The sequence below is a fragment of the Microvirga roseola genome, assembly GCF_020866965.1.
GTDB classification, from domain to species: Bacteria; Pseudomonadota; Alphaproteobacteria; order Rhizobiales; family Beijerinckiaceae; genus Microvirga; species Microvirga roseola.
In genome coordinates, this window is the sequence record NZ_JAJATX010000012.1 from 94,072 (window position 1) to 106,366 (window position 12,295).

The following is a 12,295-nucleotide window of genomic DNA, read 5'->3' on the forward strand; positions in this document are numbered from 1 at the left end:
AGGGCGGGGCTCAGAAGAGGCTATCGGTGGCGTCCTCGCTTGGTCCTCTTCCGGCCAATGCTGCGGCGATCTCGTCGACCCGCTCGACTCCCACGTAGATCTCAATGGCTCGGGCGAACATTTCCACGTTCCCTGAGAGTTTCGTCCCGAACTCCTTGTACAGTCTGTCGGCGTATCGCTGAGCCTGAGCGTGGAGCCAGTCGTCGTCGACCGACCTGGCGTCCCCGTCCATTCTCTTCGCGTCCCTCTTGGCGTCCATCCAGACCTCGTAGGTGCTGGCTCTCTGGGATCCGAGCTTCTGCAAGGTCTTCCGCATGATGGCGACTTGAGCCTTGCTGACGCCTGCTGCCTTCGTTGTTTCGGCAATCGAGTGCATCCCCATCCGGGTCAATCGCCATGCATAGTCCTGGCGGTCGCTGGTTTGCATCGGGAGTTTGGCTTTGGAGTTCTCCTTGCCGCTCTCCGCGATCGCTTCGGGGATCGTCCCGCTGAAGTACCGGACGGGGATCGAGTGAAAACCCTTGGTCCTTTTGTAGGCGCTCCATCGGTGATGTCCGTCGATGAGAACGGGCCACCTCCCGACCTGCATGATGAGGATGGGATCAAGGTCTCTGTGTTCCCTCAGGGCCTTCGAGAGTTCCTCGATGTGGTCGTTGCTCTTCCCCGTCCGTGGCTGGAATAGCTCGGGGATCATCTTGATTTCGGTTAGGGCGATCCGGCTCGGAAGGATTGAGGGCTGTGGCTCTTTAGCTTGTAGCTCTAGCTCCGCGATGGCCTGCCTTACCTTTGAGGGCATGGCCTCATTGGTGGTCGTGGTTTCTGTGCTGCTGGTGCTCATGTGTTCTGATGGTCGGCTGTCGAAGCAATCCCTCATTCACTCGGGGCCGCTTTCGGCTGTCGTTAGGTGTTGATCGCTGTTCGGGTCAGGTCTTCGCGCTTCCCAGTCTGCTTCACTCGGTGCGCGGCCTCTCGAGCGATGCGGTCAGCGATGGCGTTCCCCTGATCGTCAGCATGTCCCTTGGTCCACTTGATGCAGACTAGGGGGCGCTGGTCGATGGCCTCCCAAATGAGCTTCCATAGGTCTGTGTTGAGTACAGGCTTCTTATCTGCGGTCCTCATGCCTCGGGACTGCCATCCCGCCCGGTATTCGGTGCATCCCTTCACAACGTATTGGCTATCGGTGCGGATGATCGCGGGTTGGTCTTCGGGGATCGCTAGGACGGCTTGGAGGAATGCGTACTGCTCGGCGCGATTGTTCGTGGTGTTCCTGCTCGATCCGTGGAGGGTCCACCGCTCGCCGTTGCCCTGCTCGATGTAGACCCCAAAGCCTGCAGGGCCGGGATTGTTGATGGCACTGCCATCCGACCATACGCGCCATTCAGAGGCGGCGTTCATCGTGAGGGCGCTCACCGCGCTGCTTCCTTCACACGGGACAACCCTTCGGTGACCTCACGATTGATCCTGAGTATCCCTGCGGCGATCTCCTCGGCCATGCCTTCGAGAGCGAGGGAAAGGGCAATGCTGGTCGAGACAAACACTCCGTGCTTCTCCTCAAATGCCTGCCGGACTGCGGTGAGGTTCTTGAGGTCAACGGCGGAGAGCTTGAAGTTATGGCTTGATAGGTCTTGGTTCCGAATGCGGTAGAGTGTTGGTTTGGTGCGATTAACGATCATGGGTTTCCTTTGTCGTCGGTGAGTTGGGTTGTCCTGCTCTTACAATTCAAAAGACCCAAGGCCTCTCCCGGTGAAGGAAAGGACCTGGGCCTAGTGCTGACAGAACAGAACCATGATTGAGGGTGTGATCCTCAGACCATGAACAGACGCGCCCCCATCATCGCGGTCCTCTCGGACTCAACCATTGGACAGCGGTAAGATAGCCTCGGTGGGTGCTCGCGGCGGTGCGTCTATTGATGGGCTGCGAGTTGTCGTCTGGTCTTGTGCGGTATGACGCCTGAATGGGATCAACCATTGTCGCTTGGGGTTCGCGATGTGCCGCTATAACTCGTGCCGCGATGCCGCGTCTGGATCCATAGTGAGCCACTAAAGGCTCTCATGGTCCTAGCGTTTGGTTCTGCGTAGTGCCGCTTTTAAATTGCCACATGCAGGGGACGAGCATTCGTAGCTCTGCGTAGTGAGCCACTAAAGACGTCACAAACAATGGACATTTGCAGGAAGTTGCTGCTGGTGCGGTGCAGGTCGGTCCTGCAAGGTGCCGCTTTAACTCGTCACAAAAGGGGGACGTGAGAACGATGAAGCTCCCACCAAGTGTCTAGGCGAGCTTTGAAGGTCGTCTCGGTAGGCCCGAAAGCGGGAGTGACCCCCGTCGTTCCGTTGTGCTGGCTGTGGTGTGCCACTCTTATTCGTCACAAGCTCGGGGCGGCTCTCCTCCTTAGTGGACCTTTAATTCGTCACAGCGTCTCCCTTCGGCGTAATAGGGCCTTGATCTCGTTGGGACTTCTCCCGGTTTCGCAGGGGATCTGAAGGTGGTTTCTCATCCCTGCGCTCCGGTCCAGTGTGGCAGTGATCACAGACCCCATGCCGCTAGGTTTGCCTCGGCCTCGCTCGGGTCCGCCTTGATCCTCAGAACGGTCTGCCGGGTCAGTCCTGTGGCCTTGGCAATGGCGCTGGTGCCTGCATCCTGGCTAAGGAGGGCCTGCACGGTCCCAAGCTGTTGGCGATTGTAGGAAGGCTTCCGCCCGAGGTAGCGGCCTTCCTGGGCCCTGGCATGGGCTATCCCGGCCCGCTGGGCCTCCTTCGTCGCCTCAGCCTGGGCCTGTGCGGTGGCCGCCATGAAGGCGATCAGAGCGTCCCGCACGGCCTGCTGCATCGGATCCGTGGTTGCTCCATCGAAGGTCATGCCGTTGATGACCGTCTTCACCACAACGCCACGCCGCATAAACTCGCGGATGGTGTCGCTCACATCCCGGTAATCACGGCCCAGCCGGTCCACCCAGCGGACCACGAGAGTGTCGCCACGGCGCAGGATGTCGAAAAGGCGCTTGCCCTCCGGCCTCTCCGCAAGTGCGGTGCTGACCCCTGAGACACCATTGTCAGCCACGACCTCGTCGATGGCAAATCCTGAGGCTTCTGCTTGGGTCTTCTGGTGGGCGAGCGTCTGGTCTGCAGTAGAGACGCGGGCATAAAGGATGGTCTTGGTCATGGCTTCCCTAGGTGTCCGTAAGGATCGTGTCCGTAGATAAGCCTGTCCGTTGATTGAAGTCAACCTTTACGGACATCTTGTCGTGCACCGCAGTGCCTGACCGTTAGAGCATGCCCTTATGGACAGCCTTATTGGCCAAGACGAGCGCGTAACGTCTTATGGAACTCGGCTGTGCTGCTACGCCGCGCAACTTCTTCGTTCAGATAGCCCTTGCGTACGCGGTAGGTACCTGATGACGACTTGGAGACAGCCGCATACTCGTCAAGATCCTTATTGGAGCGCAGATAGGGCCATTTCTTGAGGTATTCGGGCAGAGGGGTCGACTCGCCAGCGTAGGTCGCGATCGGCTGATCCTTTTCCGTGGCGATACCTATCTCCCATGGCACCCACCAAGAACTCTTGGTGCTTGAGGAGACCACCGCGAGCAACTGTGTGCAGCGTCCCAGTTCCGCCCGTATGTGCTCACCGAGTTCATCTCCAGCCTGTTGCGCCACCGGATCAATCACATCCAAGTAGCTGTCGATCTGGTGAACGGTCCGAAGCCGGTGGCTGATTGAGGCCGCAAGCTCGGTGTCGGCCTTCTGGTGTGAGATAAAGACTTTCATGATTAGATCCGCTTGGCCTCAGCCAGCTTCCGGTAATGCGCACCAAGTGCAGTAAGCTTGCAGCCCGTGCTGTGGACCGCAGCATGCCACATGTGCGGCTGGTCAACGGGCACCACGAGGCCATGGCGGTTGCATAACTGCAATTCGCGATAGATCCGCACGTTGTCATCGTCGACTGGGATGTGCTTTAGCCGGTCGGCCTCCTCACCCCGGTCCGGTTCATACGAGGGGTCAAGAGCATAGATAGATGTCGGATCCGCGAAGTAGGTCAGCAGTCGGCGGAGCACCTCAAGCGGGATCTTTGGCGACACTTCCCTCAGGACCACGAAAGATTGCACATTCGCCTTGTAGATTGGTCGCTGATCCCAGGGTCCGAGGGTCTGGTCAACGTGCGAGTAGATTGCTGCTGGCGTGATGCGGCCACAGATATCGGCAGCACTGCCGCGAAGGCCGTCCACCAGGATGTCGGTGAATATACCGTGTCCATTGATCTCGCCTGCAGTCCCCTCACGGTGGCAGGCCGTCAGGATGGTAACGCCATTACCCAAGAAGGAGAATTGTCCACTCGAACCTAGCCCAGTCACCTCGCCAGCAAAGCCTGACTGGCAGCTATCTAAGATGATCACTGTCGACTTGATCCGCGGGTACGCACTGGCCGCGAGATCGATCACTTCGTTGAGGCCAACGCCCCAAGAAGGCTTTCTCCCGTCCTGAGTGACAAGGAAGCCCGCATTAGTGTCTTGGTTGATGATGCCGTGCCCTGCAAAGAAGAACAGGACGGTTTCGGCATCGCCCCGGAACAACTCGACCAGGGCCTCATGGAGGACTGCACTCGTCACTGGGCCATTGTTGCTGGTGATCGTCCGAACGGCAAAATTAGGTGAGCCGTCACCATTGGTTTCAAGCAGTGATCCGATCGTGATTGCGTCGTTGACGCAGCCGTGCAGCGGGGCACCCGGATAATCGTCGATGCCGATGACCAAAGCCTTGCGCATCAGCGAGCCCCCCCAATCAGGGCCTTTAGGTTCGGCCAGGTCCAGTTATACATTTTGTCGGTGGGCATCGCAGCCGTCGGCTTGACGCAAGTCTTGCTTGAGCGGCCGTAGAGGAGGAAGTGGGGCTTTTTCTCCTCCCGCGCGATCTGCAACTCGGCACTGACCCCGGTCGCCGTATTGGTGTGCTCACCACAGATCACCATGACTTGGTCCACCCGTCGGATCCGGTCGCGAACCTTGTCCTTCCAATTGCCAGTCATATGCTCCTTCACTGACCAGTCAGCGAGCTCAAACGGTGAATCGGAGTGCTTGGCTTGGCCAACGATCAGATTGCGGAGATCTTCGTCGTGATCGAAGTCGAATGAGATGAAGAGGCGACTCTTGCCCATGCTGCCCCGCTCTGAGAGAGGGTGACTTTGCACCCATTAGGTTTCTTGTCTTGCATCTAGCACACCTCCTCGGCTGCGCCTAGTTGCACCCGCGGGGCATTGCGGTGTGTTTGTTAGGTTCAGGCAGGAATCTCAGTTGCGGCCGTCAAGGGCGACCGCTTCGTACTAGAGGAGTCATGGGAGGGGTAAGGGGGGATGCGGCCGCGGCTCCATCGTAGATATGGGCTTTCAACTTTTCGCCGAAAAATATACGGAGCGATTAGGCAGTTAGCTGGTTAGTTTTGGGATAAAGTCAAATGGCTTATAAGGAGTTCGATGTCGCTCTCTCGTTTGCTGGAGAGGACCGTGAGCAAGCAGGCACCTTAGCGCATATCCTAAAGCGATCGAAGGTAAAGGTATTCTACGACGAGTTCTACCCAGCAACCCTTTGGGGCAAGGACCTATATCAACACTTACAGACTGTATACAGAGATACAGCTACTTTTTGTATTATATTTGTTTCTGAGCATTATCTTAAGAAGAATTGGACGAAGCATGAACTTCAGCAAGCGCAGGCAAGGGCAATTGGCGAAAGCTCCGAGTATATTCTTCCTCTTAGACTTGATGACACAAGTCTGCCAGGGCTGAATGACACTGTCGGATATATGGATATTAGGGAAGTATCTATCGAAGACGTGGCTAAGGCCGTGCTTAAAAAGCTTGGGCGGCAAAGTAATAACGGAAGCTTGATATACAAAAACCACGGTGATTTGGAGGGGGAGTTCGTCAATTACAATGGGCGAGTTCTTTCTAAGGATCATCCGGCTCGGATTGAGCAAGCGCAGTACATCCCATTTTACATAATGACTTTACCCATGGAGCGGGTCAGGTTTGGTGATGAAGCCGCATTCAGGCGAAATAAGAACCTTCCTCCATGTCACGATTGCGGTGTTCTAAGGGGACAGCTTCATGTGCCTGGCTGCGACGTTGAGGAGTGTCCTGCTTGTGGAGGACAGTTGATCGGATGTGGCTGCAAGGCTGAAGACGCTACTGAGGCTGATGTAGTCAGGTTCAATGGGAATGACGATGAAGACGAGGCATAAGGCCTCATTATTTGCCTACAGGACTTGCCTACAGTACCTCCAAACTATTCTTTGAAACTGATGTGGTGGGGGGTGAGTAGCTCCGCCCTCTCACGGCGACGACGATGCTCGACAAGAGCTACAAAGGGGTGATACAAAACCTTGAAGGGGCGCTGTGCTAAGTCTTTGAATTGTAATATGACCTTCCGGAAATTGCCCGGTCCTCTCCTGGGCACCATCTTTCTCAAAAGATGTGCTTCCGCAATAAGTTAAGCGATGACAAGGGTTCGAGCCGGGTCCGACTGTTCAACAGGACCGCTCAACAATGCCGCTTGCGATGCCGCGTCCCATGAAACGCTCGGGGTCCACTCACCATCAGTTCATTCAGCGCATTCCAGCCGACGTGAAGTCGAAGGTTCAAGGAATGCAACTCTCTATCCCGGTTGGCGATGCGATTGTTCCCGTCACCGTGTCGGAGAAAGCCCAAGACATCCGCGTGTCACTTCGTACTCGGGACCCCCAGGAAGCCCGAGCACGGCAAGCGGTGGTCGTGGCCTACCTTGAAAGCGTCTGGCGGGCGGTACGGGAAGGGCCTCAGCGGTTGACCCACAAGCAGGTCCTAGCCCTCGCGGGGGAGGTGTATCGCACGTTCACGGCAGCATGTGAGGAGGACCCTGACACTCCCGAGCTGTGGGCGTCCGTCACCCACGCTAATGTAAGGGCGTTACATGGGCGGTACGGACGTGCTGCCCTCTTGATAGCCTCCGACCAGGAGAAGCGAGCCAAGAGCTTGGCGGATCGGTTTGGGCCGTTCGTAGATGTCGTACTAGCAAAGCGTAGCTTGGTCGTGGATGCGGATAGCCGCGCCCGCTTAGTCGAGCAGGTGGGAGTGGCTATGCGGGAGGCAGGGGAGCGCCTGTTCTTACATGCGCAGGGCGACTATGGGCCTGATACTCAAATAGACCGCTTTCCTACGTGGACTGAGCCTGCCGAGCCGCCGAAGCAGCCCACCGGACGTTTCACCCTCACCGGCCTATTCGAGAAACTGGCGAACGAACGGGCTTACTCACCCAAGACGCGGGCAGAGTGGGCAAGAAGCGTCAAAAGCCTCGTCGCGCATGTTGGCACCGATGACCCTGAGAGGATCACAACGGAAGCCATCATTGCCTGGACAGACGATCTTGTCGCCAAGGGCCTAACTGCCAAGACAATCAACGACGCCCACCTCGCAGCGGTAAAGGCTCTGTTCAAATGGGCCAAGGCGAAGCGTTACGTGTCATCGAACCCGGCCCTTGAGGTTCCCAAGGTTGAACGGCGAGACGAGGGGCAAGCCGAGCGTGGATACACGCTGGCAGAGGCTGAGGCGGTGCTTAGAGCCGCCAGTCGAGAGAAGAACCCGGTACGCCGCTGGCTACCGTGGCTCATGGCCTATTCAGGAGCGCGAGCTGGTGAGGTCGCACAGCTTCGACGCCAGGATGTGAGACAAGAGCCTGAAACCGGGTTCTGGTATCTCGACATCAACCCGGCTGCTGGTCGCCTCAAGAACAAACCATCGGCCCGAGCGGTGCCGCTCCACCCCCACCTGATTGAGCTTGGCTTCGTCGAATGGGTGGCCACACAGTCTCGGGAGCGTCTGTTTTACGAGGAGAAAGCCGAGCGCGGGGACCGTCGGTCGCGGCGGTCTGTCACCATCAACCGGTTGGGTGACTGGGTACGAGGTTTGGGCCTGCCTGGTGTTGTTTCTGGTGAAGTCGCTCCTAACCATGGTTGGCGACATCGTGTGGCTACGGAACTGGTCAACCTTGAGGTGCCCGACACAATCCGCAAGCGCCTCCTGGGACATGCTCTGCACGGACAAGACAACCGGTATGTCGGACGTATCGTTATGGAGCGCCTCCACGACGCCGTCGCTAGGCTGCCAAGGTACGCTGTAAGTGAGGATGCAAAGCCCGAAATAAGGAAGCTCGCAGGTGGCGAAAAAAACCGATGAGCCGAAGTATGTTGACAGTGTAGGTTTCGCCTACACCGTCAACGTGTTTAGCTTCCGGGTAACCTCAGGCTGTACAAATTGGACACCGTAGGGGATGTACAGGGTCGGTTAAAAGTCGTCTTCGCAGTCCTCCAAATTCACATCAGGAATGTGGTGGCGTAACTCATCGACAACATCCGGTAAGCGCCTGCCAAAATAGGCAGCCAACGCCATCGCAGCAACTTCAGGATTATTCGAGAGCTTGTTCCCGAACTCCTTAGCAAGCCGGTCGGCATACCGATTAGCTTGCTCCTCTAGCCATTGTTCTCGCTCCTCATCTGTCATGCGGGCAAAATGGCCAGCGCCTTTTGCGGTGCGCCTCGCCTGCCACCATGAGCGGCAATCGAACGCGTCAGCCCCGAGTTGCCTGCGAACAGTCCGCATGTTCGAGACTTGCGAAGTAGATACGCCCGAAGCCTGTGCTATGTCGGCTTTGGAGTACCGATCCATGAGAACCAGTCGCCAAGCAAAGTCCTGTCGCTCCTGCGATGACATCGGCAGCTTTGCCTTCGAGTTCGCCGCGCCAGCCTCTAAGACTGCCTCATCAAGTGTTCCCTCGAAGTATCTCACCGGAATGTCTGTGGTGCGCTTCGCAAGGGCATAGGCAGCAAGGCGGTGATGGCCGTCGATGAGAACAGCCTCTTGTCCAACCTGAATGACCGTGACGGGGTCAACCGCACCGACATTCAAGATGACGCGAGCAAGCTCGCTGACATGTCGCTCGTCCATTCCGCGTGGCTGGAACAGCTTTGGTATTTGCCTGATGCCCTTGAGGGGCAATCTATTAGGGAGACAAGCAGGTGACAGCTGACTGGTCTTAGCTTTCAACTCAGCGAGGAGGTCAGCCGGTTCGTACGAGACATCGAAGCTCATTGCGTAGCCACCATACCGAGAGGCTTTAGAGCCTTGATGGGTGCCGTCTCGCCTGGGCTATCCAGTTCTGTCCTTCCGCTAATCGGAGGCAACCCAGAGCGGACCTTCTCTGCCTCAGTGCGGGCAAGGGTATCGACAAGCTCGTTGCCCTCGTCGCCTGCGTGACCGCGTACCCACTGAAAGCGGACACTAGGGTGTTCGTCCGAGAGCTTGAACAGGATCTGCCATAGGCCCGCATTGGCAACCGGCTGGCCTTTGGAGTTCCGCCAGCGCCTTGCTTCCCACCCTCGACGCCACTCCGTCACGCCCTTCACGACATACTCGCTGTCACAATGGATGATCCCGTAGGCGTCCTGAGGGAGAGCGTTCAGGGCCTCAATGGCAGCTCGTAGCTCCATTGCGTTGTTTGTCGCCAGAGCCTCGGAGCCGACCAGCGTCTCTCGGCGGCCATCTGGTTGGATGATGAGAACGGCCCAACCTGCGGGGCCTGGATTGTGGAGCGATGAGCCGTCCGCGTACACCACGTAGGTGTCAGCCAGCGGCTTCCCTCCAATGGCTTCATTGGATGAATGATTGTTCCTTCTCATGGTTTTGAATTGAGATGATAGCGGGCAGACCAAGAACATGAGTTGTCCTGATCTGCGCGACAGGGGGCGTGTTGATGAGTGAATAAGGTCCGTGACAACAGATGCTGACGGACGCGCAAGAGACATTAGCGATCAGGCGCTTATGTCTAGAGGTGCAACCTAAACGCCTTATCTCTGAAGGTGAGGGACAATTCCCCATTTCCTCTGAAGGTGCATGGTATTTACCATCTCTAAGAGTGGGAGTATCACCCTTGTTCTCTGGAGGTGGGGCTTAATTAGATCAGGAAAGGTGCAGTCTCACTGCACCTTTGGGTCGCTTAGCGGATCACGCTTGGAGAACCCGGTAGACCTGCATCCGTGAGCAACCAAGCGCCTTCGCGATTGCGGCAGGGCCGTGCCCTTCCGAGTGCATCGCCTTCACCTTGTCATGGTCGAGACGACGCTTCCCGCCCCTGTAGACGCCTTCTGCTTTCGCCTTTTCGATCCCGTCCCTCTGCCGCTCCTTGATGAACCGGCGCTCCATTTGAGCCACCATGCCAAGGACTGTAAGGACGAGGTGACCCATCTCTCCCCGTGTGCTGACATGCGGATCAAGCACAGTGAGGAATGCGCCTTTCTGCTCAACCTCATGAACGATGTTGAGAACGTCTCTGGTGTTCCGCCCAAGCCGGTCTAGGCGGGTGACGACTAGCTCATCACCGGGGCGTAGGAACTCAATGACGGTTGCCAATTCCTCCCGTCCGTCTCGGCTTGCGCCTGAGACCTTTTCAGAGCGGACGACCTCGCAGCCTTCGGCCTTCAGTTTGTCGATTTGGGTCTGGAGGTCTTGGTCAGAAGTGGAGACACGGGCGTATCCGATGCGGGCCATAGATGTAACCTCAGGGTCTTAGACTTTGGCAGATTTGCGTCACATTAGGCCAATGTCAACCCTGATGTTACGTCTCCAAGCATGGCCGTGTTACGTCACTCCAGGGTACGCCCTGAGGTTACGCCCTCTCATGTCAAGACTTCAGCAATAGGCCGCCACGCAGGTGATCTTTGATGGTCTACAATGGACACAACAGCCTGTTGAACAGATACTAATCCACGGACCATCCAGCACCCGCGCACTGTAGCGCGACTATCGGGTTCGGCCACAAGCTCGCTCGCGCTGATGCGAATGATGACGGGGCGCCTTCCTGGTCCCTCCCTGCGGCCACGGGAACGGTAGTGTGCGATGTCAGCGAAGAACGCTGCACCACGCCAATGATCTGCAAAGAACACAGCTTCTGAGCAACGCTGAGTAAGGTCGGCATCGTCACGCCAGACCGGAACTTCGCCGGGCTTCAGACCATCACGGTAGATCGCCTTCAATCGTGCGAACACCGTGCCATGATAGAGATAGCGGGGTGTTCTCAGTACCGGCCCTCCTACGGGGGGAACTTCGGTCGCTGATCCGGTTAGAAGGCGTCTCATGTTTTTTCGCGAAAATATCCGGAGGACGGTCGGCTTCATACGAGCGAGGCCCGAAAGGTTTTTCTAAATCGCTGCGCCAGTAGAGATGTCCCGCAGCCACTGCAACACTAATAATAGTCCGGGCGATGCTGGATCAAGATACGCCACCCATCACCAAGAGGGAGTGCAGTTCATGAGTTTTTGGTCAATGGTCGAGACATACGCATAGAGGAGTATCACCCACACCGACCCTTGATAGAAACTCCTCAGCGGACAAGACACAATTGGACACTGAACTGGTCAGAAGCGAGCGGACCAGTTGCTTACAACATCACGACTTGAGGAAGGTGGCCCTATGGGGGACATCGCGATTGTGTTTACGGAGAAATGCCCTCTCAGCATTTCTCACCAAACATTGCTCGCGACGCACTGGGTCTTGAGGTAGAGGGAACCATTATATGGTTCTGTCCAGCATTTGCCTCACCTTGGTAGCTAGTTCGGCATAGGTGAAAGGCTTCCCGATCAGGTGCATCCCAGGGTCAAGGCGACCATGGTGGACGATGGCGTTCGAGGTGTAGCCCGTGGTGAACAGAACCGGCAGCTCTGGCCTGCGCCGGGTAACCTCGTCAGAAAGCGCACGCCCGTTCATCCCCCCGGTCAGAACGACGTCGGTAAAGAGTAGGTCGATCTCCGGATGCCGCTCGACAATCTTTAGAGCCTCCCGACCCTCGGCCGCCTCAAGAACGCGGTACCCAAGATCACGGAGTGCCTCAGTGGTGTAGGCTCGCAGATCGGGCTCATCTTCCACAACCAGGATAGTCTCGCCTGCCCCTCGCACCATTACTGGGCTCTTTGCCGGCATCTCGGCAGGCTCCTCGTCTGAGCCGATCAGGCNCCTCAGTGGTGTAGGCTCGCAGATCGGGCTCATCTTCCACAACCAGGATAGTCTCGCCTGCCCCTCGCACCATTACTGGGCTCTTTGCCGGCATCTCGGCAGGCTCCTCGTCTGAGCCGATCAGGCGCGGAAGATAGATCTTGATCGTGGTGCCTTCGCCCAGCTCGCTGTAGATCCTGACATGGCCGTTGGACTGCCGGACGAAGCCATACACCTGGCTCAAGCCCAATCCAGTTCCCTTGCCGGCTTCCTTGGTCGTGAAGAACGG

Annotated in this window: 13 protein-coding genes and 2 pseudogenes; 3 read left to right on the plus strand and 12 right to left on the minus strand. The window is 57.2% G+C overall.

Annotated features, from left to right (window positions below):
* Positions 1 to 10: 10 nt before the first annotated feature.
* The 7 genes from LG661_RS10210 to LG661_RS10240 form a co-directional block, all read right to left on the minus strand.
* Entirely contained in the window at positions 11 to 838 is an 828-nt protein-coding gene (locus LG661_RS10210; RefSeq protein ID WP_230531769.1) for a ParB/RepB/Spo0J family partition protein, read from the minus strand.
* A gap of 62 nt (positions 839 to 900) precedes the next feature.
* Positions 901 to 1,410, minus strand: a complete 510-nt coding sequence (locus LG661_RS10215) for a ribonuclease H family protein (RefSeq protein ID WP_230531770.1) — start codon at positions 1,408 to 1,410, stop codon at positions 901 to 903.
* Positions 1,407 to 1,673 (minus strand): hypothetical protein, encoded by a 267-nt coding sequence (locus tag LG661_RS10220; protein WP_230531771.1) that lies wholly within the window; start codon positions 1,671 to 1,673, stop codon positions 1,407 to 1,409. The genes LG661_RS10215 and LG661_RS10220 overlap by 4 nt, the downstream gene beginning before the upstream one ends.
* An 850-nt stretch (positions 1,674 to 2,523) precedes the next feature.
* Complete coding sequence (locus tag LG661_RS10225) at positions 2,524 to 3,159, minus strand: recombinase family protein (protein WP_230531772.1); 636 nt, start codon at positions 3,157 to 3,159, stop codon at positions 2,524 to 2,526.
* 128 nt (positions 3,160 to 3,287) lie between these two features.
* Positions 3,288 to 3,764 (minus strand): toll/interleukin-1 receptor domain-containing protein, encoded by a 477-nt coding sequence (locus LG661_RS10230; protein ID WP_230531773.1) that lies wholly within the window; start codon positions 3,762 to 3,764, stop codon positions 3,288 to 3,290.
* Positions 3,765 to 3,766: 2 nt separating this feature from the next.
* Positions 3,767 to 4,759 (minus strand): caspase family protein, encoded by a 993-nt coding sequence (locus tag LG661_RS10235; RefSeq protein WP_230531774.1) that lies wholly within the window; start codon positions 4,757 to 4,759, stop codon positions 3,767 to 3,769.
* Entirely contained in the window at positions 4,759 to 5,148 is a 390-nt protein-coding gene (locus LG661_RS10240; RefSeq protein ID WP_230531775.1) for a TIR domain-containing protein, read from the minus strand. Before LG661_RS10240 ends, LG661_RS10235 begins: the two co-directional genes overlap by 1 nt.
* A 296-nt stretch (positions 5,149 to 5,444) precedes the next feature.
* Here LG661_RS10240 and LG661_RS10245 point away from each other — a divergent pair, with 296 nt between their 5' ends.
* The 3 genes and pseudogenes from LG661_RS10245 to LG661_RS10250 all read left to right on the plus strand — a co-directional run bounded on the left by LG661_RS10245 (position 5,445) and on the right by LG661_RS10250 (position 8,199).
* Positions 5,445 to 6,230, plus strand: coding sequence for a TIR domain-containing protein (locus LG661_RS10245; RefSeq protein ID WP_230531776.1), 786 nt, complete (start codon positions 5,445 to 5,447; stop codon positions 6,228 to 6,230).
* A gap of 328 nt (positions 6,231 to 6,558) precedes the next feature.
* Positions 6,559 to 6,783: pseudogene (locus LG661_RS25365) on the plus strand (DUF6538 domain-containing protein); the annotation flags it as partial.
* Between the two features lie 27 nt (positions 6,784 to 6,810).
* Entirely contained in the window at positions 6,811 to 8,199 is a 1,389-nt protein-coding gene (locus LG661_RS10250) for a site-specific integrase (protein ID WP_230531777.1), read from the plus strand.
* 108 nt (positions 8,200 to 8,307) lie between these two features.
* Here the strand turns inward: LG661_RS10250 and LG661_RS10255 are convergent, their stop codons facing one another.
* From LG661_RS10255 to LG661_RS25665, 5 genes and pseudogenes are all read right to left on the minus strand, one after another.
* The gene (locus LG661_RS10255; protein WP_230531778.1) at positions 8,308 to 9,111 is read right to left on the minus strand and encodes a ParB/RepB/Spo0J family partition protein; all 804 of its coding nucleotides are present in this window, start codon (positions 9,109 to 9,111) and stop codon (positions 8,308 to 8,310) included.
* The gene (locus LG661_RS10260) at positions 9,108 to 9,737 is read right to left on the minus strand and encodes a ribonuclease H family protein (RefSeq protein WP_230531779.1); all 630 of its coding nucleotides are present in this window, start codon (positions 9,735 to 9,737) and stop codon (positions 9,108 to 9,110) included. Before LG661_RS10260 ends, LG661_RS10255 begins: the two co-directional genes overlap by 4 nt.
* Before the next feature lie 286 nt (positions 9,738 to 10,023).
* Positions 10,024 to 10,566 carry a recombinase family protein gene (locus LG661_RS10265; RefSeq protein ID WP_230531780.1) on the minus strand — a complete coding sequence of 181 codons (543 nt, stop codon included), beginning with the start codon at positions 10,564 to 10,566 and terminating at the stop codon, positions 10,024 to 10,026.
* A 1,020-nt stretch (positions 10,567 to 11,586) separates the two neighbouring features.
* The gene (locus LG661_RS10270) at positions 11,587 to 11,994 is read right to left on the minus strand and encodes a response regulator (RefSeq protein ID WP_230531781.1); all 408 of its coding nucleotides are present in this window, start codon (positions 11,992 to 11,994) and stop codon (positions 11,587 to 11,589) included.
* 145 nt (positions 11,995 to 12,139) lie between these two features.
* A pseudogene (locus tag LG661_RS25665) lies at positions 12,140 to 12,295 on the minus strand (ATP-binding protein); the annotation flags it as partial.

Bases quoted from the DNA above. Each gene is read 5' to 3' on its own strand.
- LG661_RS10230 (WP_230531773.1), bottom strand. From the start codon at position 3,764: ATGAAAGTCTTTATCTCACACCAGAAGGCCGACACCGAGCTTGCGGCC.
- LG661_RS10220 (WP_230531771.1), bottom strand. From the start codon at position 1,673: ATGATCGTTAATCGCACCAAACCAACACTCTACCGCATTCGGAACCAA.
- LG661_RS10260 (WP_230531779.1), bottom strand. From the start codon at position 9,737: ATGTTCTTGGTCTGCCCGCTATCATCTCAATTCAAAACCATGAGAAGG.
- LG661_RS10255 (WP_230531778.1), bottom strand. From the start codon at position 9,111: ATGAGCTTCGATGTCTCGTACGAACCGGCTGACCTCCTCGCTGAGTTG.
- LG661_RS10245 (WP_230531776.1), top strand. From the start codon at position 5,445: ATGGCTTATAAGGAGTTCGATGTCGCTCTCTCGTTTGCTGGAGAGGAC.
- LG661_RS10225 (WP_230531772.1), bottom strand. From the start codon at position 3,159: ATGACCAAGACCATCCTTTATGCCCGCGTCTCTACTGCAGACCAGACG.
- LG661_RS10240 (WP_230531775.1), bottom strand. From the start codon at position 5,148: ATGGGCAAGAGTCGCCTCTTCATCTCATTCGACTTCGATCACGACGAA.
- LG661_RS10265 (WP_230531780.1), bottom strand. From the start codon at position 10,566: ATGGCCCGCATCGGATACGCCCGTGTCTCCACTTCTGACCAAGACCTC.
- LG661_RS10270 (WP_230531781.1), bottom strand. From the start codon at position 11,994: ATGCCGGCAAAGAGCCCAGTAATGGTGCGAGGGGCAGGCGAGACTATC.
- LG661_RS10235 (WP_230531774.1), bottom strand. From the start codon at position 4,759: ATGCGCAAGGCTTTGGTCATCGGCATCGACGATTATCCGGGTGCCCCG.
- LG661_RS10210 (WP_230531769.1), bottom strand. From the start codon at position 838: ATGAGCACCAGCAGCACAGAAACCACGACCACCAATGAGGCCATGCCC.